This is a genomic window from Campylobacter sp. RM16704 (genome assembly GCF_000816245.1).
Taxonomy (GTDB): Bacteria; Campylobacterota; Campylobacteria; order Campylobacterales; family Campylobacteraceae; genus Campylobacter_D.
The window spans coordinates 230,139-251,487 of the sequence record NZ_CP007769.1; the positions used below are offsets into that span (position 1 = coordinate 230,139).

The window sequence follows — 21,349 nt, forward strand, 5'->3', positions numbered from 1 at the left end:
ATTGATCGTGGGTTATCTTTTGTAATTTTCAAGTTCCACATAGATTTCTTTTTTATCATCTGTAAATTGAGTTGTAAATTCTATCCACGCTTCATCTTTAAAATTTGTTCCAAAAATTTTTACTTGTGCTTTGCAATAATTAGTTTTCCCTTCTTGGTCACTTAATTGGGTTATAAAAGCACTATATGTAAATTTAAGCTTTTTTTGTTCTATTTTGGATAGATTTTGAAATCTATTGTCTAAAATAATAGATGTTAAAATTTCTTGAACAGTTTCATCGTTACATTTTGGAATATTAGATTTTCCGCATGCTATAAATAATATTGCCAAAGGTGATAATAAAATTAATTTAATAATTTTCTTCATTGATTCTCCTTATATTTATTTAATGCATTTAAAACTTTTTCTAAATTTTGTTTTCTAAGTTTTTTACCCACTAAGAATAAGTCTATAATATACCAAACCCAAGAATTTAATATATAGATAACCCCTCCTACTATAGCAAAAAAGCTACCCTTGTCGATACTGCATTCATCTGCCATGGAAAATATTAGTATGGATGTAAAAGCTAAAATTAATCTTATTAATCCAAGTTTAATATCTCCAATCATAAAACGAGCAATTCCGAAACTTCCAAGTAAGAAATTTCCTATCCAAAATACCAATGCTGGATTTTTTAAATGAAGTGTTGATAATTTGCTTAAAACACTACTTTTTTGACTTTCATTGAGTTTTTCAATTTCTGTTATTATTAATTCTTTTGATTCTTTTGGAAGTTTTTTAGTTAAAGAATTTACTAAAAAAATATATTCCATAAAATCCTCCTATCCGTGAATAATTTTATTGAAATTATAAAAAATAAATATAAAATAAACCTTAAAAAACATAATATTTATTTATTTTTTTATAAATAAGAATAAATATTATGCTGTTTGCTTTTAAATAATTTTCAAGTATTCTCAAAAATATCAATTAAAATAAAGAAGAATATAAATATGACAAAACGAGATATAGCAGGCTTTTTAGGAGTTGATGTGCAAACATTGCGTAATTGGCAAAAGACACGCCCTAACCTTTATCGCGTGATTATGCAAGGTTTGGCTATTGAAGAAGCTGTAAAAGAAAGCAAAGAGCATTATGAAAAACTTTCGTCTATTGCAAAGGATGCACAAAAATATGTATTAAAAAAATAATTCAAAATTGTTGTATAATTTTTAAAATTATTTTTAAGTTAAGGTTATTTGATTGAATTTAGTTTTGTTATCTTTTTTACCTTCTTTTAGTCTTGTTTTGGAGTTTTTAGCTTTATTTTTAGCTTATTTTTTTAAGCAAAATAAGATTTTTTTCTTGCTTTTGTTGATTTTATGTGCTAGAGCTTTATCTTTAGTAGCAAGTGAGTATCAAGCACATTTGTTTATCTCGGTGTTTTTGCCTTTTTCTTTTGTGCTTTTTGTGTTTTTGCAAGATAGTAAGCTTGTGTTTGAAAGAATTAATCTCATTAAATTTGCTTATTTAGCCTTTATGGGGCTAGTAGCATTGATACTTAGTACAAGTACTAATTTTAACGCAAGTATTACAAGTGAAATTTTTGGCCTCTCAATACAATTTTTTAAGCCTATTAGCGAGTTAAGTTTTTGTGTGTTTTGGGTAGGATTTGTATTTTTATTATTTTCATATTTTAAAAATAATGATTTTCATTTTTTACTAGCTTATATGGGTTTGAGCGTGCAATTTTTATTTTATAATAATGTCGATTTGGGTTATTATGAATTTGCCTCTTTAGTTCTAATAGGATTTTTAGTATATAAAGCTTATAAAATAGCCTTTTTTGACACTTTAACTAATTTACCAAATTTAAAAGCCTTAAGAAGATATGCACAAGGGCTTGAAAATTTTCATCTAGCTTTGATTGAAGTAAAAAATATCAATGAAATTTATCATCAAAAAAGCTTAAAAATGGGTGAGTTTATAATGCATGAATTTGCTAGGATTTTAAAAAAAGCTTTACACGCTAGGGTTTTTAAAGATGATAAGGATTATTTTATCATTGTATTTGAAAATGAAAATATGGCCTTTGTGCAAAGTAAGCTTCAAATGCTTGAAAATTTTATGCAAAAATATACTTTTGAATTTAAAGAGCAAAGTGCAAAATTAGAAATTAAACTTTGTTTATCTAGTAAAAATGAAAACATAGAAGAGAGTTTAAAACAAGCAAAATTAGAACTTAGAAGACAAAAGGATTAAAATGCTAGATTTGATTTTTAGAGAATATGATATAAGAGGACTTTACCCAAACGAATTGAATGAAAAAAGTGTAAAAGCTATAGGCTATGCTTTGGGTTTAGAAATGAGAGCAAGAGGTTGTGAGAAAGTAAGCATAGGCTATGATGCAAGATATAGTGCAAATGAACTTTTCAACTATTTAATTAGTGGTTTAAATAAAGCTAATATGCAGGTATTTAACATAGGCTTAGCACCAACTCCTATGGGGTATTTTAGCTTATTTTTTGATGATATTTTTGATGCAAACATTATGATAACAGGCTCGCATAATCCAAAAGAATATAATGGCTTTAAAATTACGATTAAAAAAGAAAGTTTTTTTGGTGCTGATTTAAAAAAACTTTCTTTAAAAGTACAAGAGTATTTAGAACTTGAAATAAATGATGATTTAAGATATGAAAATTATGATATTAAGAGCTTGTATATAGACTTTTTAGCTAAGCATTTTTTACATCTTAAAGACTATAAAGAAAAAATCATCATTGATTGTGCAAATGGAGCTACTGGAGTAATTATAAAGCCTTTGGTGGAAAAATTAAATCTTAATGCACAAATTTTATTTGAAAATCCTGATGGAAATTTTCCAAATCACGCGCCCGATCCAACAGAGCTTGAAAATTTACATGCATTGCAAGTTGCGTTAAAAGAAAATGAAAATGCAAAAATGGGCTTTGCTTTTGATGGAGATGGGGATCGTTTGGTAGTCGTAAGTAAAGATTATGTATTTAAGGGTGATGAGCTTTGTTATTTATTTGCTAAAAATATAAAAAATCCTAGAGTTTTAGGTGAAGTAAAATGCTCTAAAAATCTTTTTGATGAGGTGGCAAAATTTGGTTTTATTATGATGGGTAAGACCGGACATTCTAATATTAAAAAAATGATGAAAGAGCAAAATATCGACATAGCAGCAGAGCTTAGTGGGCATATTTTCTTCAAAGATAGATATTTTGGTTATGATGATGGAATTTATGCATTTTTAAGAACTTTAGAGCTTTTAGTAAATGGTTTTGATATAGAAAAATTAGTTAAAGAGTTGCCAAAACTTTATGCAAGTGAAGAGATTAAGCTTAAGGTTAGTGAGGAAAATAAATTTCAAATCATAGAAAAATTTAAAGAAAAAGTAAAAGCAAACGCTTTTGAAAATGTGCTTGATTGTAATGAAATTGACGGAGTTAGAATCACATTTAAAGAAGGCTGGGCGCTTTTGCGTGCTTCTAATACAAGTCCATATCTTATCATGCGTGCTGAAGCTACAAGTGCTGAATTTAAAGACTTTTTAGAAGCAAGAGTAAAAGAACTTTTTGAAGAAATTATAAAAGAGCTTGTATAAGTTCTTTTACATCAATATTTTTTGTGTATAAATATGCTCTTAAGAGTTTAGGAATTTTTGCTTTTCTATAAATTTCTTTAAATTCTTTTGGTATTTTCTCACAATTTACAAAAGGAAAAATCAAAACTTTTTCTTGTATATAAACAATACCTATTTTATGCGAAATCACCCCATCGCCTTTTAATGCTTCTTGTCTTTGTTTAGCACTTAAAAGAACTCCAAGTTTTTTGAAACATTTTGCGATTAAGCTTTCATCTTTTTGAGTTATATAAATATTTTTAAATTCGCAAATATTCTCTTCTTTTAAGTCTTTTTCTAAGTATTTAAAGCTTTTTTTTACTCCATTTGGATAAAACTTTAAAAACTCATTAGCAAAATTTTTGCGTATGAAATTTCTAAAATATTTCTCATCATCATTACTCTCATCATGAAAATAAGTGATATTATTTTCTTTTAGGTAGTTTGAAATTTCTTCTTTTGGAGTTTCAAGCAAGGGTCTTATGATGGTAAAATATTTTCTTTTTTCAATATCTTTAAAACCAAGTAATTCTCTAAGCCCTGCACCTTTAGAAAACTGCATTAAGAACCATTCTAGTTTATCATTTAGATGATGAGCTAATAAAAGATTATCATAAGAGTGATTTTTGCAAAGTTTTTCAAAAAACTCATAACGCAAAGCTCTTGCATGAGCTTCGAAATTTTTTGTTATTTTGGGTGCGGTTTTGATATAAATTTTTTTATGAAAACTCTTGGCTAATTTTTTAGCACTTTGCTCTTCTTTGTCGCTATTTTTGCGAATTTTGTAGTTTATAAAAGCAAGGTCAAAATCTATATTTTTTTCTAAAAGCATGAAAAATAAAGCACTAGAATCACTCCCATGAGAAAATGCTAAAAGATTTTTCCCTTGCTTTAAATGATTTAAATATTTGCTATCAATCATCAAGCTTTCTTAAGGCTTTTGCAATAAGTTTTTTATCTAAGCTCTGCGTAATTTCACACTCATAAAGCTCACCCATTTCTAAATCGCCACAATCACTTTCATTGATGAGAATTTCTCCATCTATATTTCTATCCCAACGCATATCTTTTGCACCGATGAAAAATTCTCCTTCAGAGCTTTGACCTTCACAAAATGCTAAGGTTTTTTTACTAACTTGTTGGTTAAAGCTTTTTTCTATGCATTCATCTACGATTTTTTCTATCACTTTTAATCTTGCATTGATGGTTTTACTAGGAATTTGTTCCATGTCAAAAGCTGCAGTATCTTCTTCTTTAGAATAAGCAAAAACACTAATTCTATCAAAACTAAATTCTTTTATAAAAGCACATAATTCTTCAAAATCCTCATCACTCTCTCCAGGGTGTCCTACTATAAAACCTGTGCGTAAAAATGAATTTGGGGCTTGTTTCATTAAATTTAAAAATTCGATTAATTTAGCTTTGTTAGCCCCACGCTTCATGATTTTAAGCATATTATCACTGATGTGCTGCAGAGGCATATCAAAATAATTTACAAAAACTTTTGATTGAATGATTTTTTCTATCACTTCTTTGCTAATGCTTGTTGGGTATAGATATAAAATTCTAGCAGCTTTTACTCCCTGAATGCTTTCTACTGCTTCAATAAGCTTTAAAAGCCCATCTTTTTGGCCTTGATCAAATAAATACGAGCTTGTATCTTGAGCGATAAAAGAAAAATCTTTATAACCTTTACTAGCAAGTTCTTTTACTTCATTTATAATGCTTTTTAAGTTTCTTGATTTGAGTTTGCCTTTAAAACTTGGTATGGCACAAAATGAGCATTTTTGATTACACCCTTCAGCTATTTTGATAAAAGCATGATAATTTGATCCAGTAATCACACGATTTGTGTTTTCATCTTGCAAGTAAGTAGAAGTTGAAAAAAGATTAGTTTTTTTAAGTATCATTTCATCGATTTTTTCATAATCTCCTACACCAGTAAAAAGATCAACTTCAGGTAATTCTTTCATCAATTCTTCGCGGTAGCGTTGCATTAAGCATCCAGTTACAACCAAGAGAGAATCTTTTTTTCTTTGCTCGTGTAAATCTAAAATCGCATTAATGCTTTCTTTTTTTGCACTATCGATAAAGCCGCAGGTATTTACAATCAATACATCAGCTATGCTTGGCTCATCACAAATTTCATAATTACTTAATCTTCCAAGCATAATTTCACTATCAACTAAATTTTTATTACAACCTAACGACATTAAAAAAAGTTTTGGCATATTTCTCACTTTAAATATTTTATTTTTTTGCTAAAATTATAAGATTAAATTATATCGAAATTAGAAAGAAAATTTTTATGGATAATTACGAATACAGCGAACTTTTAAAAAAATTAAAAAATAAAGTTGGAAATATAGCTTCTATTATTAAACCTGAGGAGATAAAAGCAAGATTAAAAGAAATAGAGAATTTAGAAAATTCTCCTTCTTTTTGGAGTGATGTAAAACAAGCAGGAGTAATTGGAAAAGAAAAAACTAAAATTTCAAATTTGCTTAAAAATTATGATAATGCAAATAATGCATTAAATGATGCAAGCGAGCTTTTTGATCTTGCTAATAGTGAAAATGACCTAGATACCATAGAAGCTTTATTTGAAGATGCAAACAAGCTAGAAGATCTTATTGTAAATCTTGAAATTTCTATGCTTTTAAGCGGAGAAAATGATGGCAAAAATGCCATAGTTTCTATTCACCCAGGAGCTGGTGGGACTGAGAGCAATGACTGGGCAAGTATGCTTTATAGGATGTATTTAAGATTTTGTGAAAGAGAAGGTTTTAAAGTAGAAACGCTTGATTTTCAAGAAGGTGAAGAAGCTGGACTTAAAGATGTGAGCTTTTTAGTTAAGGGTGAAAATGCTTATGGGTATTTAAAGGCTGAAAATGGCATTCATCGTTTAGTAAGAACTTCTCCTTTTGATAGTGCAGGGCGTCGTCACACGAGTTTTTCTAGTGTGATGGTTTCTCCTGAACTTGATGATGATATAGAAATAGAAATTGAGGAAAAAGATATAAGAATTGATTATTATAGAGCAAGTGGGGCAGGTGGACAGCATGTTAATAAAACAGAATCGGCTGTACGTATTACACATATGCCAAGTGGTATAGTAGTGCAATGCCAAAATGATAGAAGTCAGCATAAAAACAAAGCGACAGCCTTTAAAATGCTAAAGTCACGCCTTTATGAACTTGAACTTATGAAGCAGCAAGATGAAGCAAATTCAAGCGAAAAAAGTGAGATAGGTTGGGGTCATCAAATTCGCTCTTATGTTCTTTTTCCTTATCAGCAAGTTAAAGATACACGCTCAAATGAGGCTTTTTCACAAGTTGATAATATTTTAGATGGAGATATTAAAAAAATCATAGAAGGTGTTTTAATAGCACAAAAAGCACAAGATTAATACTACAAAAGGATAATAAATGGAAAAAATTCTAGTTTGTGTGGATGTTTTAGAGCCTTGCAAGGATAGTTTGTATTATGGGGTGTATTTAGCTAAAAAGCTAGATTTACCTTTAATGTTTTTATACACTATAGAGCCAAATTTTACTAATGCTGAATTAGCTTGTAGTTTTGGTATAGGTGCTAGTGGATGTGTGATAGAAGATTTAGTAGAAGAGCAAAATCAAAAAACTGAAAATCTTTGCAAAAAAGGACAAAGAATTTTAGAAGAATTTTGTGCTTATGCAAAAGAACAAGGCGTCAAAGAATGCTTTAGTGTGCAAAGAGATGGGGACTTGGAAGAAGTTTTAAAAGAATATAATGATCAAATAAGACTAGCTATTGCAGGTTTAAAAGGTGGTGGCAAGAAAAATAAAATAGGCATTCATACAGAAGAATTAGTAAGAGCTTTAAATGTGCCTATTTTGCTTGTAAATTCTACATTTAAAGAGATAAAAAGTGTGATGATGGCTTATGATGGAAGTAATTTGGCTAAAAAGGCCATAGAGCAAGCCATTAAAAGACCTATTTTTAAAGAAGCTAAGCGTTATGTGGTAAATGTATCTAAAGATGAAAAAGCCTCTTGTGAGTTATTAGCTCAAGTAAGTCAAATTTTTAAAGAAGCAAAATTAAATGTGCAAACACAGCATTTAAATGGCGATATTACCCAAGCTTTGTTTGATTTTGGTGAACAAAATGATATAGATTTGTTGATTATGGGGGCTTATTCACACCATTGGTTAAAAAGTATTTTATTTGGCAGTTTAACAAATGAGATTTTAACTAAGGCTAAAAAACCTTTATTGTTGATACGTTAATTTTTATAATTTTTTATGTAAAAATAAAACCATAATAAAAATTACAATTTTAAGTTAAATTGTTTAAACTTTTTATATTTTAAGCAGGTAAGTAATTTTACCTACCTGCTATGATTAATGCTTTAACATATATTTACTTTGAAATTCTTCATGACCTAATATTTTTTGTGTATTGCAATTTTTGTCAATATCCAATTTTTTAATATCATGATGAAAATTGGTGCAATTATGAAGTAAAAATGCCATTGTTTTAGCATTATGAACATCCCAATTTGATAAATCTTGGTCAAATTGCTTGCAATTTTCAAACATATGAGCTAAAGTTATAGCATTATGAACATCCCAATTTTCTACTTTATGGTTAAATTTAAAACAATTACAAAACATATATTTTGTATCTTTGACTTTTGACATATTCCAAGAAGATAAGTCTTGATCAAATGATTCACAATCAAAAAACATACCTTCCATATTTTCAACATTTTTAACATTCCATTTAGATATATCACTATTGAAGCTTTTGCAATAATAAAACATATAAGACATATCTTTGACATTTGATACATCCCATTTTTCTATGCCAGAAAAATCAGTTCTAGTAGAATAATAAAACAAGTAAGACATATCAGTAATTAAGCTTACGTCAATTTCACTTAATTTAATAAGCTCTTCTCTAACAAGAGCAACTAATTCATATTTTGTTTTAGGCATAAACATGTTCGCTCCTTTTATTGTTATTTAACAATATAATTATAATATTATTTAAATATAAAAATTAAATAATTAAATGTAAATTTAATAAAGTTTATAATTTTTTTTGAATATTGTTTCATTATGTAACTATAAATTTTATTTTGATATATTTAAAATATTTTTAAAAAATTTAAATTATATTAGGAAAATATAAATTTCCTAGTTTTAAAATTAGGAAATTACATTAAAATATTAACTAGAAAAATTCCAAAAATTACAAGCCATATAAAAAGTATAAATGCCATTAAGAATGGTTTTAATCCAGCATTTTTTATAACATCTTTATGAATATTAACACCAAGTGCTACCATAGATATAGAAAGCAATAAAGTGTCTATAGTTTCAATATTTGATTTAATATGTTTTATAGCAAAAGGTGTGTTTAGTATATCTAAAGAACTAATAACACTTGCAACTAAAAATAATAAAGCAAAGTAAGGAATATTATTTTTAATAGATACTTTTTCTTTTCCTTTGTTTAAAAATTTCAAAGAATAAACTGCTAAAAATATTAAAAAAGGAACTAGCATTAAAACCCTAATCATCTTTTCTATCACAGCACTATCACCTGCTTTTATGGCTTCACCAGCTGCAACTGCATGTGCGACCTCGTGTAAAGTAGCTCCCATAAAATATCCCATTTGTTCGGTATTAAAAAAATCAAACCAGCCAAGATTCCAAGCTAAAGGATATAAAAACATTCCCAAGGTTCCAAAAACTACCACAGTGCAAATTGCCACTCCAACTCTTGAAGATCCTCCCTTTACTATGCTTTCGCTTGCCATTACAGCAGCAGCCCCACATATACTTGAACCACTACTAATTAAAATACTCTCTTTTAAATCAAGCTTGAATAATTTTCCTAAAATAAGTCCTATAAAAAATGTAGAAAATACTATGATAAAAGCTAAAGTTATGCCTTCTAAACCAGCTTTTTGAATATCGTTAAATGTAATTCTAAAACCATAAAGAATAATACCAAGCCTTAAAATTTCTTTAGTGGCAATACCCAAAACACCTGTTTTTTTTAGTAAATTTGCATTTTGATGTGCAAAATTTCCTATTAAAGCTCCAAGACATACTGCTATAATTAATGCAGAAATTCCTATATTTTTAAAGAAGTTAAGCTCTGAAATAGCATAAGCACAAAATGCTAAAACAAATAATAATAAAAACCCTTCAAATTTGCGACCTTTGTATATTTTTTTATGTCTAATATGCATATTTATCCTTTCATTTTTTATAATTTTAACTATTTTTTTATGATAAGAAAAATTAATTTTATTTGTTATAATGATTAAAAATATTTATCAAGGAAAATTATGACTTTTAAACAAATTAAATATTTTCAAGCTTTAAGTAAAAATTTGAATTTAAGAGCTTGTGCTAAAGAATTAAACATAACTCAATCTGCATTGTCTTTGGCTATTTTTGAACTTGAAAAGAATTTGAATGTAAAACTTTTTGATAGAAAATCTAAATTTTTAACTTTAAATGAAAAAGGAAAAACTTTTCTAAAAAAAATTTCACCTTTAATTTTGGAATTTGAACGCATTGAAAAAATGATGCAAAATGATGAAAATTATGAATTAAATATGAAAGTAAGTCAAAACATAGGAACATTTTTAATGGCAAATGTTTTAAATAATAAAAATGATAGGATTAAATTAGAATTATCTTTGGATAATAGTAAAAATATTATAAAAAGTGTTTTAGAAAAAGATATTGACTTAGGTATTATTGAAGGAATTTGTAAAGATAAAGATTTAGAAAAAATTAAAATATGTAATGATGAGCTTATAGTAGTTAGCCATAATGAATTTAAAAATGAATATTTTATTGATGAATTGAAAAATTATCAATGGTTAAGTAGGGAAAAAGGTTCTGGAGCTAAAGAGGTTTTTTTAAATGCCTTACCAAAAGATGTGAAATTAAATTTAATGTATGAGCTAAATTCCACTGCTATGATTAAAGAATTAGTAAAAAAAGGAAATTTTTTAGCAGTATTACCTAAATTTAGTATTAAAGAAGAATTAGAAAATAAAAAACTATTTCAAGTAAGATTAAAAAATTTTAAAATTTCAAGAGAGCTTTTTATAATTTATCATAAAAACAAAGAGCTTAATAAAAATTTTTTAAACTTTTGTCAATTTTTATTAAAGCAGATACAAAAAGACATTTTAGAATAATTTTTTAATACATTCTTTAAAAATACTACCTCTTTCTTCATAAGACTTGAATTGATCTAAACTTGCACAAGCAGGGCTTAGCAATGCTACTTCATTGCTAGTTAAGTTTTGATTGATTTTTTCAACCGCATTAGGTAAAAATTCACAAGAATGTGCTTTTAAATTAGCATTTTTAGCATATTCAAGCATTTTATTTGTACTTTTTCCTATGGCATAAAGCTCTATGTTAAGATTTTTCATAAAAGAAAATAAAGCACTTAAATCTACTCCCTTATCATCACCACCTATAATAAGATGAATTTTTTTATCTTTGTAGCGTTTTAGTGCTGCTAAAGTAGCATCAAGATTTGTTGCTTTAGTATCATTTACCCAAAGCCTATTTTTAAGATCAAATATTTCTTCAAGTTTATTTTTTTCAATCTTAAACTCATTTAACAATTCATACGAGCAATGATCGAGTATGATTTTTTCTATACTTAATGCAATTATTGCATCTAGTAAAAAAGGAGTTTTAAAATTAATTTTTTTAATATCAATTTGCATTTTTTTAGCTAAATCTTGCTCATCTTCATAGCTTATAATAAAGGCATGAGTTGGATAATTTTCATATTTTTTAGGTAAGATTGCAACATCGTTTTCATTCATTCTTTCAAGTACACTAAGTTTTGCTTGTTCATAATCATTAAAACTTTTATGCCAAGAAAGATGATCGGGCGTGATAGGCAAAAGTGCATAGATTTCAGGTTTAGCTATTTTGGTGTAAAAAAGTGAAAATGAAGAACTTTCTAAAATCCATAATTTCGCATTAGTATCCATTTGTGCCAAAGGAATTCCTATATTTGCTCCCATTTGTGCATTGATATGTTTTAAGAGATGATGCGTCATTTGAGTGGTGGTAGTTTTACCATTTGTTCCACTTATCCAAACACTTTTTGGCATAGCATCATAAAAAAAATCATATTCACTGCTTAAATTTTTTGCTTGTTGCACAAGAAAATGATCATTAGGAAAACCAGGACTTGGTATTTCTAAATCACTCATTAAAGGATCAAATTTGCAAGGTGGTAAAAGTGTATTGCCAAATTCATCTTTACTAATACTTGTAAAATGATCATCATAAATATTGCAATTTCCAAAACGCTGTGCAAAAGCTTTAGTTGTTTTTCCGTATCCAAAAAGTGAAATTTTCATTATCTTAACTTTATACTAATTAATGCAATGATATTTGCAAGTAAGGCTATCATCCAAAAACGCACAATGATTTTATTTTCCACCCAGCCTATTTTTTCAAAATGATGGTGAATCGGTGCCATTTTAAAAACTCTTTTATTGAAAATTTTAAAACTTCCTACTTGCAAGATTACTGAAATGGTTTCTAAAACAAATACAAAGCCTATGAGTAAAAGTAAAATTTCATTTTTACTTACTATGCCAAGATAGCCTATAAATGCACCTATACTTAAACTTCCACTATCTCCCATAAAAACTTGTGCAGGATAGCAGTTATACCATAAAAAGCCCATTAAAGCACCAATTAATGCTGATGTTAACACAACAAGTTCTCCTAGACCTTGAACTTTAGGTAAAAATAAGTAAGAGCTATAAATAGCATTTCCACATAAATATAAAAAAGCACCAAGACTTAAAAGAGAAAATATAGAAGGCACGGTTGCAAGACCATCAAGTCCATCGGTTAAATTTACGGCATTAGAACTTGAGATAATAACTAAAACCCATAAAAATAGCATAAATACCCCGCCATCAAAAATAGCATACTTATAAAATGGTAGATAAAATTCTGTGTTTATATTAAAAAAGTATAACAATAAAATACATATAAAAGCAGCACTAAGCTGTCCAAAAAGTTTCATTTTAGGGCTAAGTCCTGCGTGGTTATCTTTTTTTAAAATTTTACCCAAATCATCTACTAAGCCTATAGTGCAAAATAGTGCTAAACACAATAATCCAACTATAACAAAGCTATTGTTTAAGTCAGCACTGAAAATGCTAGCTATAATGGTAGCAAAGATAAAAACAAGTCCACCCATAGTAGGTGTATGAGATTTAGCTTTGTGTGATTGTGGAGCGTATTCATAAATAGGTTGGTTTGCTTTTTTATTTTGAGCCCATTTAATAAATTTTGGCATTAAATATAAACTCAAAAATAAAGCAATAAAAAATGCAAAACCAGCACGAACGCTAATGTAAGAAAAAAACATATAATTTGTATATTCTGTAAGATAAAGCAAAATTTTTAACCTTATGTTTGTTTTTTTAAAACATAATTTTAGTAAAATCATATAAATAAATTATAAAAAAGAGTAAAAAATGTATCAAAAATGTATTTTGATAATAACAGATGGTATAGGACATAATAAAAATTCAAATTACAATGCTTTTTTTCACGCTAAAAAACCAACTTATGATGAGCTTTTTGAAAATACCCCTAATGTTTTGATAAAAACAAGTGGTTTAGCAGTTGGCTTGCCTGAAGGTCAAATGGGTAATAGCGAAGTAGGTCATATGTGTATAGGTAGTGGTCGTATAATTTATCAAAATTTAGTTAAGATAAATAAAGCTATAGAAAATGATACTTTAAAAGATAATAAAGCTTTAAAAGAATTATTGCAAAAATGCAAAAGAGTACATATTGTAGGGCTTTATAGTGATGGTGGGGTGCATTCTATGCATACGCATTTTAATGCACTTTTAAAAATTTGCAAACAAGAAAACAAAGAAGTTTTTGCACATGCTATTAGTGATGGTAGGGATTGCCCACCAAATTCGGGTTTAGAATTTATAAAGTCCTTGCAAGAATTTTGTAAAAAAGAAGATATAAATTTTGCTTCTTTATCGGGAAGATTTTATGCTATGGATAGAGATAAGCGTTATGATAGAATCAAGCTTTATTATGATGCTTTGTTTGCTAAGGCACCAAAGTGTGATGATTTTGTGCAATTTATACAAAAAAGCTACGATGAAAATATCACAGATGAATTTTTAACTCCGGTTGTTAGTCAAAGCTTTGATGGGATTAAAGCAGAAGATGGTGTGATTTTTATCAATTTTAGAAATGATAGAATGCGCCAATTAGTCGCTTCTCTAACGCAAGAAAATTTTAATGAATTTTCAAAAGAAGTGCTTGTAAAAAATACTATTACTATGAGTTTATATGATGAGAATTTTAAACTTCCTGTAATGTTTGAAAAAGAAGAATTGAATAATACTTTAGCTTCTGTAATAGCTAATGCAAATTTAACTCAACTTCACACAGCTGAAACTGAAAAATATGCCCATGTAACCTTTTTCTTTAATGGAGGAAAAGAAGAATTAGAGTGCAATGAAACAAGAATTTTAATCCCAAGCCCTAAAGTAAAAACATATGATGAAAAACCTCAAATGAGTGCTAAAGAAGTTACAGATGAGGTACTTAAGGGTATAGAAAATGGAATGGATTTTATCGTAGTAAATTTTGCAAATGGTGATATGGTGGGACATACGGGTAATTTTAATGCAGCTATAAGAGCAGTTGAATGTGTGGATGAGTGTTTGGGTAAGGTTATTGCTAAAGCAAGAGAGCAAGGATATGCTTTTATTATCACTTCAGATCATGGAAATTGTGAAGCAATGAAAGATGAAAATGAAAATATGCTCACTAATCACACAACCTTTGATGTTTTTGCTTTTGTAGAAGCTAAAGGAGTAGATAAGCTTAAAGAAGGTATGGGGCTTAGTAATATAGCACCAAGCGTGCTTAAAATTTTAAACTTGCCCATTCCAAAAGAAATGGATGAAGCTTTATTTTAATTTAAAGGAGAACAATGAAATTTAGTGGAAAAAATGTTTTAATAACAGGTGCAAGTAAAGGTATAGGTGCAGCGATAGCTAAAGAATTAGCAAGTTATGGTTTAAAAGTTTGGATTAATTATAGGAGCAAGCCTGAACTTGCTGATGCGCTAAAAGAAGAGATAGAAAAAAGTGGCGGTTGTGCAGCTGTGATTAAATTTGATGCAAGTGTTGAAGAAGAATTTATGAGTGCTATAGCTACTATTGTTGAAAGTGATGGTGAACTTAGTTATTTGGTTAATAATGCAGGTATTACTAATGATAAATTAGCTCTTAGAATGAGTATGGATGATTTTTCCTCAGTGATTAATGCTAATTTAAATTCAAGCTTTTTAGGTTGCAGAGAAGCACTAAAAACTATGAGTAAAAAGCGTTTTGGTGCGGTTGTAAATATTGCTTCTATAGTTGGAGAAATGGGAAATGCAGGCCAAACTAATTATAGTGCTAGTAAAGGTGGTATGATAGCTTTAACAAAGTCTTTTGCAAAAGAAGGTGCTGCTAGAAATATAAGATATAACTGTATTACTCCAGGTTTTATAAAAAGTGATATGACTGAAGTTTTAAGTGATGAAATAAAACAAAATTATATTAACAATATCCCTTTAAAGCGTTTTGCAGATGCAAGCGAGGTAGCTCAAGCTGTGGCGTTTTTATTAAGCAATCATTCTTCTTATATTACAGGGGAAATTTTAAAAGTCAACGGTGGGCTTTATATGTAAAAGCAAGGTTTTTAACCTTGCTTAGTTTCTATAGCCACTACTGCTATAGCAAAACCCCCATCATGTGCTACGCTTACACTTGCTGATTTTATATTAAATTCTTGCATGACTTTTTGAGAAAAACTAATATGTGGAGCATTTTTATTATCTTTAGAGATGATGATGTCAAAAAAAGAACATTCTTTAGAAATTCCAACCCCCAAAGCCTTAGAAGCAGCTTCTTTGATAGCCCAAAATCCGGCTAGAGTGTTGGTATTTTTTATATAACTTTGCTCTTGCTTGGATAAAAATTTATCCAAGAAAAGCATTTTGTGTTTTTTATAAATTTTTTCTATGCGTGAGCATACAATTATATCACAGCCTATCATTAAGATACTACAAAGTCGGTAAAATAGATATTTTTAACAAAACCATCAGTTAAAACTTCATTAATTTTACCAGTTAGCTCATCTTTTAATCTTTCTTTACCCTTTGTTGTGCTTACCTCTTCAAAAGTTTTTGAAGTTAAAGTTCTGATAATAATATCTCTAATAATAGCAACTTTTTTATCAAGCTCAGGAGTTAGAGTTTCAACATTTTGTTCAAGCTGAATGGTGCATTTTACATATCTTGAGCCACCATCACTTAATAAATTTAAAGTAAAAGGTGCTAAAGGATACATCACACCAATATTTGCATAATCACTTCCTCTAGCTGCTACAGCATTTGTTTTTTTAGGAGTTTGTGCAACTTGAGCGTTTTCTTCATTTTGTGGAGTAGGATTTTCTTCTGAATTGCCACTAAACATCAAATAGGCAATTGCACCTACAATTACAAGTAAAAAAACAAATAAAAATACTACAATTATGATTACTAAAATATTGCCACTCTTTTTCTTTGGTTTTGTTTGTTCATCTAGCGTATCATCAGCCATTTTTTTCCTTTTGATTAAAATTTAAACACTATTGTATCAAAAAATATTTTTTTTAAAAACATTTATTATTTAATCTTTTGTAAATGTCTGTAAACACTGGGCTCTGAAATATTTAAAAGTTCGGCAACTTTAGGGATTGTACCTTTTATATTAAATATTCCTTTTTTATATAAATTAGCAATTATTTTTTGTTTTTCTTTCGGCTTTAGATTTTTATTTTTAAAATTATCTATATTTATGCTAGTAATATCTTCCACTATTTTCTCTAAATCAAAGTTAATATATTCTTTACTGTCTTGTTCAAGATGCTCATAGGAATTATCATAAATATTTCCAAGACTTAAAATTTCATCAGATATTTTTTTAAAGGACGAGGTATCATGATTAATACAAAGTAAACCTTCAAGTTTTTCATCTTTTTTAATAAAAAATGTTGAGCCTGAAGTGATTTGAGAATTTTTTGTAGAGGTTTTATAATGAGTAATATAATCACGTTCGAGATATATTTTATTTTTAATCATTTCTATTGCAAAACCAGTAAGAGGTGAATTTATGGTTCTTTTGCTAATATGATTATTGGCAATTTCTGCTATATTAGTTCCATCTTCACTTACATCATGTAAGACTATTTCATAATTTCTTCCTAAAGTATCGGCTAAAAATTTTACTAACTTAATATAGTAAGTTCTTGTTTCCTTGTCCATACCATCCCCTTTTAATTAATTTTTTGTAGTAAAAATATTTAAAATAAACAATCTTATTTTTAACAATTTTATTACAAAATAAAAATATTTATGCTTAAAAAAATATTATATTTAAAAAAATAATAATTTTTGTTAATTAATTTTATTTTAAATTCTATATGGATATAATTTATCAAAAAATAAAAATTATTATTTAATAAAAAGGAGACACAATGAAAAAATTAACTAATGATTTTGGTAATATAGTTGCGGATAATCAAAATTCACTAAGTGCCGGTTCTAATGGACCGCTTTTAATGCAAGATTATATTTTGCTTGAAAAACTTGCTCACCAAAATAGAGAAAGAATTCCAGAAAGAACAGTGCATGCGAAAGGAAGTGGTGCTTATGGAGAACTTAAAATCACTAAAGATATTTCTCAATACACTAAAGCAAAAGTTTTACAGCTTGGAGAAAATACACCTTTATTTATAAGATTTTCAACCGTTGCAGGTGAAGCAGGTGCAGCTGATGCAGAAAGAGATGTAAGAGGTTTTGCAATTAAATTTTACACTAAAGAAGGAAATTGGGATTTAGTAGGCAATAATACTCCGACATTTTTTATAAGAGATGCGTATAAATTTCCTGATTTTATCCATACTCAAAAAAGAGATCCAAGAACTCATCTAAGAAGTAATAATGCTGCATGGGACTTTTGGACTTTATGCCCTGAAAGCTTACATCAAGTTACTATTTTAATGAGTGATAGAGGAATTCCTGCAAGTTATCGTCATATGCATGGTTTTGGAAGTCACACTTATAGTTTGATTAATGATAAAAATGAAAGATTTTGGGTGAAATTTCATTTTAAAACAAAGCAAGGTATTAAAAATTTAACCAACGAAGAAGCGGCGAATTTAATAGCAAATGATAGAGAAAGCCATCAAAGAGATTTATATGAAGCTATTGAAAAAGGAGATTTTCCAAAATGGATTTTCCAAATTCAAGTTTTAAAAGAAGATGAAGCAGAAAAACTAGGTTTTAATCCTTTTGATTTAACCAAAGTTTGGCCACATAGTATTGCGCCTTTAATAGAAGTAGGTGAGTTAGTGCTTAATAAAAATGTGCAAAATTACTTTAATGAAGTAGAACAAGCTGCATTTAGTCCAAGCAATATCGTTCCTGGCATTGGTTTTAGTCCTGATAAAATGTTGCAAGCTAGAATCTTTTCTTATCCTGATGCACAAAGATATCGTATAGGGACAAATTATCATTTATTATCAGTTAATCGTGCAAAAAGCGAAGTAAATACTTATAATGTAGCAGGAGCTATGAATTTTGACACTTATAAAAATGGTCTTGCTTATTATGAGCCAAATAGTTATGATGATAGTCCAAAAGAAGATAAAAATTACCTAGAGCCTGATTTGACACTTGAAGGTAATGCACAAAGATATGCTCCACTTGATGATGATTTTTACACCCAACCAAGAGCCTTGTTTGATATAATGAATGAAAATCAAAAAGAGCAATTGTTTAAAAACATAGCAGCTTCTATGAATGGGGTTGAAGAAAAAATCATACAAAGAGCATTAAGTCATTTTGAAAAAATTTCAAGTGAATATGCAAATGGCGTTAAAAAAGCTTTGAAAATGTAATTTTTACTTGCCACTTTAAAAGTGGCAAACTAAAGATTATAAAAGGAAAAATATGTTTAGCAATGAAGAAGAAAAAAGAATTCAAGAGCTTTGTGCTATGGCTTTTGATTATGCAAGAAAAAATGATTTGCAAAATTTAAAGATTATGATAGAAGCGGGTTTAAGTGTGAATTTAAAAAATCATAAAGGTGATAGTCTTTTAATGCTTGCAAGTTATCATAATTCTTATGAATGTGCTAAATTTTTATTAGAAAATGGAGCTAATGTAGATGAAAAAAATGATAGAGGGCAAACCCCATTAGCAGGGGTGTGTTTTAAAGGATATCTACCTATGTGTAAGCTTTTAGTAGAATATGGGGCAAATATTGATGAAAACAACGGTCTTGGTATGACGCCTTTTACTTTTGCACTAATGTTTGGACATAGTGATATAGTAGAGTTTTTAACAAAGCAGTCTAAAAAAAGTTTTTTTAAAAAAATAGCTTTTAGTGTGTTAAAAATTTTTAAAAGAAAGAAAAGTTAAACTCTTTGAAAAAATAAAAATTATAAAATTATCCTTTTATTTGTAAATAGAAGGATAGATATGTCACAAAAAGCAGAGAAATTATGGGGTGGACGCTTTGATTTGCCTACAAACAAATTAGTTGAAGAATACACCGCTTCATTATTAGTTGAGCCAAGACTTGCTCCTTTTGATATACAAGGAAGTATAATCCACTGCACTATGCTTGCAAAACAAGGCATTATAAAAGAAGATGAAGCAAAGACTATCATCAAGGGTTTAGAACAAGTTAGAGAAGAAATTCAAAATGGTACTTTTGTTTTTGATATAGCTGATGAGGATATTCATATGGCTGTAGAAAAAAGAATGACGCAAATCATAGGTTCAGTAGGTGGAAAGCTTCATACTGCAAGAAGTAGGAATGATCAAACAACGCTTGATTCAAAAATGCATATGATGGCTGTTGTAAAAGAAAATTTAAATCAAATCATTGCCTTACAAGAAGAAATTATCCATCAAGCTCAAAAAAATATAAAAGCTATTATGCCAGGTTATACACATTTACAAACTGGTCAACCTATACTTTTTTCACATTGGATTATGGCGTATTTTTGGATGTTAAGTAGGGATTATTCTCGTTTTGAAGATTTATATAAAAGAATGAATGAGTGTCCTTTAGGAGCAGCTGCACTTGGTGGAACAACATTTAATATAGACAGACATTTTTGTGCCAAAGAACTAGGTTTTACTAAACCAACAGAAAATAGTATTGATAGCGTAAGCGATAGAGATCATATGGTTGAATTTACTGCTATTGCCGCAATGTGCTTTATGCACCTTAGTCGTTTTTGCGAAGAGCTTATACTTTTTTCAAGCCAAGATTTTAAATTTATAGAATTAAGTGATGATTTTTGTACTGGTTCAAGCATAATGCCTCAAAAGAAAAATCCAGATGTTGCTGAAAAAATGCGTGGTAAGACAGGTAGAATGTATGGCAATGTTATGGCAATGCTAACTATTATGAAAGGTATTCCACTAGCTTATAATACTGATATGAGTGAAGATAAGGCTCAAGTTTATGATTCTATGGATACTTTAATGACTAGTTTAAAAATCATAACTCCTATGATAGAAAAAATGCAAGTAAATGCTAATAATACAAGAGCAGCAGCTGCAAAAGGCTTTTCAAATGCCACAGATATGGCTGATTATTTAGTAAGAAAAAATATACCTTTTAGAGAAGCTCATAGTATAGTAGGTAGTGTGGTAAATTACTGCATTAAACATGGAAAAATGCTTGAAGAACTTAGCATGGAAGAATTCCATCAATTTAATGAAAATATTCAAGAAGATATATATGAGGCAATTGCTTTAGAAACTTGTGTAAATGCAAGGCTTTCTTATGGTGGTACAGGAGCTAAAGTGGTGTTAGAGCAAATTGAACATGCAAAAGAACTTTTAGCTAAATATAAAAATAAGGTATAAAATTAATGGATATTATTTTTTATATTAGAATTTTTCATTATTTTTTCTATGATAGCCATAGGTGGTAGATATGGTGGCATAGGACTTGGTATTGCAGGTGGACTCGGTGTGTGTATTTTAGTGTTAGTTTTTGGTATGCAACCAGCTTCACTTCCTGTGAGTGTTGTTTTTATTATACTTGCTGTAATTACTTGTGTGAGTGTTTTGCAAAGTGCAGGTGGACTTGATTTACTAGTAAAAATAGCAGAAAAATTGCTTAAGAAAAAACCTCAAGCTATTGTTTTCATGGGACCTTTGATTAGTTCTACATTTACTATATTTTGTGGTACTACTTATGTGGCATTTTCTATTTATCCAGTGATAGCTGAAGTTGCGGCTGATGCTAAAATTCGTCCTGAAAGACCACTTTCGGTTTCAGTTATAGCAGCAGGTATTGCAGTGGTGGTTTCTCCTATGAGTGCTGCTACTGCAGGCATGGTGGCTATTTTAGCTGTTAGTGGTGTAGGGCTTGTTCAAATATTAACTGTGGTAATGCCAGCATTTTTAATTGGTGTTGTATGTGCTTGTTTGAGTGTTTTTAAAAGAGGCAAAGAACTTGAAAAAGATGAGGAGTTTCAAAGAAGAGTAAAAGCAGAGGGAATATCAGTTTTTAACTCAAGATAAACAAGAAGATAAACAAGAAACAGATCCTAAAGTAAAAAGAGC

At 28.8% G+C, this 21,349-nt stretch carries 23 protein-coding genes; 12 read left to right on the plus strand and 11 right to left on the minus strand.

Going from position 1 to position 21,349, the window contains the following annotated elements; translation table 11 throughout:
• Positions 1 to 12: 12 nt before the first annotated feature.
• Entirely contained in the window at positions 13 to 366 is a 354-nt protein-coding gene (locus tag CAQ16704_RS01325; RefSeq protein ID WP_039666556.1) for a hypothetical protein, read from the minus strand.
• Positions 363 to 815 (minus strand): hypothetical protein, encoded by a 453-nt coding sequence (locus CAQ16704_RS08200; RefSeq protein WP_039666557.1) that lies wholly within the window; start codon positions 813 to 815, stop codon positions 363 to 365. Before CAQ16704_RS08200 ends, CAQ16704_RS01325 begins: the two co-directional genes overlap by 4 nt.
• Before the next feature lie 180 nt (positions 816 to 995).
• Here CAQ16704_RS08200 and CAQ16704_RS01335 point away from each other — a divergent pair, with 180 nt between their 5' ends.
• From CAQ16704_RS01335 to CAQ16704_RS01345, 3 genes are read left to right on the plus strand one after another with little or no spacing between them, the layout of a single operon-like run.
• Positions 996 to 1,193, plus strand: a complete 198-nt coding sequence (locus tag CAQ16704_RS01335; RefSeq protein ID WP_039666558.1) for a hypothetical protein — start codon at positions 996 to 998, stop codon at positions 1,191 to 1,193.
• Between the two features lie 52 nt (positions 1,194 to 1,245).
• On the plus strand, positions 1,246 to 2,244 hold the full coding sequence (locus tag CAQ16704_RS01340; protein WP_039666559.1) for a hypothetical protein: 999 nt from the start codon (positions 1,246 to 1,248) through the stop codon (positions 2,242 to 2,244).
• Position 2,245: 1 nt separating this feature from the next.
• Complete coding sequence (locus CAQ16704_RS01345) at positions 2,246 to 3,613, plus strand: phosphomannomutase/phosphoglucomutase (RefSeq protein WP_039666560.1); 1,368 nt, start codon at positions 2,246 to 2,248, stop codon at positions 3,611 to 3,613.
• On the opposite strand, the gene tilS is transcribed toward CAQ16704_RS01345, so the two are convergent.
• Both tilS and rimO read right to left on the minus strand, forming a co-directional pair.
• Positions 3,594 to 4,556: a tRNA lysidine(34) synthetase TilS gene (gene tilS, locus CAQ16704_RS01350; protein WP_082020044.1), complete on the minus strand. Its 963-nt coding sequence runs from the start codon at positions 4,554 to 4,556 to the stop codon at positions 3,594 to 3,596. The genes CAQ16704_RS01345 and tilS overlap by 20 nt on opposite strands.
• The gene (gene rimO / locus CAQ16704_RS01355) at positions 4,546 to 5,862 is read right to left on the minus strand and encodes a 30S ribosomal protein S12 methylthiotransferase RimO (protein WP_039666562.1); all 1,317 of its coding nucleotides are present in this window, start codon (positions 5,860 to 5,862) and stop codon (positions 4,546 to 4,548) included. Before rimO ends, tilS begins: the two co-directional genes overlap by 11 nt.
• A gap of 77 nt (positions 5,863 to 5,939) precedes the next feature.
• On the opposite strand from rimO, the gene prfB reads away from it, so the two are divergent.
• Together prfB and CAQ16704_RS01365 are read left to right on the plus strand one after the other, a co-directional pair.
• Positions 5,940 to 7,040, plus strand: a complete 1,101-nt coding sequence (gene prfB / locus CAQ16704_RS01360) for a peptide chain release factor 2 (protein WP_039666563.1) — start codon at positions 5,940 to 5,942, stop codon at positions 7,038 to 7,040.
• Positions 7,041 to 7,059: 19 nt separating this feature from the next.
• Complete coding sequence (locus tag CAQ16704_RS01365) at positions 7,060 to 7,896, plus strand: universal stress protein (RefSeq protein ID WP_039666564.1); 837 nt, start codon at positions 7,060 to 7,062, stop codon at positions 7,894 to 7,896.
• Between the two features lie 114 nt (positions 7,897 to 8,010).
• On the opposite strand, the gene CAQ16704_RS01370 is transcribed toward CAQ16704_RS01365, so the two are convergent.
• Both CAQ16704_RS01370 and CAQ16704_RS01375 read right to left on the minus strand, forming a co-directional pair.
• Positions 8,011 to 8,613 carry a BspA family leucine-rich repeat surface protein gene (locus tag CAQ16704_RS01370; RefSeq protein ID WP_039666565.1) on the minus strand — a complete coding sequence of 201 codons (603 nt, stop codon included), beginning with the start codon at positions 8,611 to 8,613 and terminating at the stop codon, positions 8,011 to 8,013.
• A 215-nt stretch (positions 8,614 to 8,828) separates the two neighbouring features.
• Positions 8,829 to 9,872: a YeiH family protein gene (locus tag CAQ16704_RS01375; protein ID WP_052244953.1), complete on the minus strand. Its 1,044-nt coding sequence runs from the start codon at positions 9,870 to 9,872 to the stop codon at positions 8,829 to 8,831.
• A gap of 99 nt (positions 9,873 to 9,971) precedes the next feature.
• On the opposite strand from CAQ16704_RS01375, the gene CAQ16704_RS01380 reads away from it, so the two are divergent.
• Positions 9,972 to 10,838 carry a LysR family transcriptional regulator gene (locus CAQ16704_RS01380; protein WP_052244954.1) on the plus strand — a complete coding sequence of 289 codons (867 nt, stop codon included), beginning with the start codon at positions 9,972 to 9,974 and terminating at the stop codon, positions 10,836 to 10,838.
• On the opposite strand, the gene murD is transcribed toward CAQ16704_RS01380, so the two are convergent.
• Positions 10,830 to 12,029: a UDP-N-acetylmuramoyl-L-alanine--D-glutamate ligase gene (murD, locus tag CAQ16704_RS01385; RefSeq protein WP_039666566.1), complete on the minus strand. Its 1,200-nt coding sequence runs from the start codon at positions 12,027 to 12,029 to the stop codon at positions 10,830 to 10,832. The two genes, CAQ16704_RS01380 and murD, sit on opposite strands and share 9 nt — an antisense overlap.
• A complete protein-coding gene (gene mraY / locus CAQ16704_RS01390; RefSeq protein ID WP_442856717.1) occupies positions 12,029 to 13,057 on the minus strand; it encodes a phospho-N-acetylmuramoyl-pentapeptide-transferase in 1,029 nt (342 codons plus the stop codon). The genes murD and mraY overlap by 1 nt, the downstream gene beginning before the upstream one ends.
• 109 nt (positions 13,058 to 13,166) lie before the next feature.
• Between mraY and gpmI the strand changes: the two genes are divergently transcribed.
• Together gpmI and fabG are read left to right on the plus strand one after the other, a co-directional pair.
• Positions 13,167 to 14,645, plus strand: coding sequence for a 2,3-bisphosphoglycerate-independent phosphoglycerate mutase (gpmI, locus tag CAQ16704_RS01395; protein WP_039666568.1), 1,479 nt, complete (start codon positions 13,167 to 13,169; stop codon positions 14,643 to 14,645).
• 14 nt (positions 14,646 to 14,659) lie between these two features.
• A complete protein-coding gene (gene fabG / locus CAQ16704_RS01400; protein WP_039666569.1) occupies positions 14,660 to 15,403 on the plus strand; it encodes a 3-oxoacyl-ACP reductase FabG in 744 nt (247 codons plus the stop codon).
• 11 nt (positions 15,404 to 15,414) lie between these two features.
• On the opposite strand, the gene acpS is transcribed toward fabG, so the two are convergent.
• The 3 genes from acpS to CAQ16704_RS01415 all read right to left on the minus strand — a co-directional run bounded on the left by acpS (position 15,415) and on the right by CAQ16704_RS01415 (position 17,020).
• The gene (gene acpS / locus CAQ16704_RS01405) at positions 15,415 to 15,771 is read right to left on the minus strand and encodes a holo-ACP synthase (protein ID WP_039666570.1); all 357 of its coding nucleotides are present in this window, start codon (positions 15,769 to 15,771) and stop codon (positions 15,415 to 15,417) included.
• Entirely contained in the window at positions 15,771 to 16,316 is a 546-nt protein-coding gene (gene fliL, locus CAQ16704_RS01410) for a flagellar basal body-associated protein FliL (RefSeq protein ID WP_039666571.1), read from the minus strand. Before fliL ends, acpS begins: the two co-directional genes overlap by 1 nt.
• A 65-nt stretch (positions 16,317 to 16,381) precedes the next feature.
• The gene (locus CAQ16704_RS01415; protein ID WP_039666572.1) at positions 16,382 to 17,020 is read right to left on the minus strand and encodes a YheO-like PAS sensor domain-containing protein; all 639 of its coding nucleotides are present in this window, start codon (positions 17,018 to 17,020) and stop codon (positions 16,382 to 16,384) included.
• Between the two features lie 212 nt (positions 17,021 to 17,232).
• Between CAQ16704_RS01415 and CAQ16704_RS01420 the strand changes: the two genes are divergently transcribed.
• The 4 genes from CAQ16704_RS01420 to CAQ16704_RS08480 are packed head-to-tail and all read left to right on the plus strand — an operon-like array spanning position 17,233 to position 21,307.
• On the plus strand, positions 17,233 to 18,657 hold the full coding sequence (locus tag CAQ16704_RS01420; RefSeq protein ID WP_039666573.1) for a catalase: 1,425 nt from the start codon (positions 17,233 to 17,235) through the stop codon (positions 18,655 to 18,657).
• Between the two features lie 52 nt (positions 18,658 to 18,709).
• Complete coding sequence (locus CAQ16704_RS01425) at positions 18,710 to 19,180, plus strand: ankyrin repeat domain-containing protein (RefSeq protein WP_039666574.1); 471 nt, start codon at positions 18,710 to 18,712, stop codon at positions 19,178 to 19,180.
• A gap of 60 nt (positions 19,181 to 19,240) precedes the next feature.
• Complete coding sequence (gene argH, locus CAQ16704_RS01430) at positions 19,241 to 20,644, plus strand: argininosuccinate lyase (protein ID WP_039666575.1); 1,404 nt, start codon at positions 19,241 to 19,243, stop codon at positions 20,642 to 20,644.
• 39 nt (positions 20,645 to 20,683) lie between these two features.
• Complete coding sequence (locus CAQ16704_RS08480; RefSeq protein ID WP_256375740.1) at positions 20,684 to 21,307, plus strand: anaerobic C4-dicarboxylate transporter family protein; 624 nt, start codon at positions 20,684 to 20,686, stop codon at positions 21,305 to 21,307.
• Positions 21,308 to 21,349: the final 42 nt, after the last annotated feature.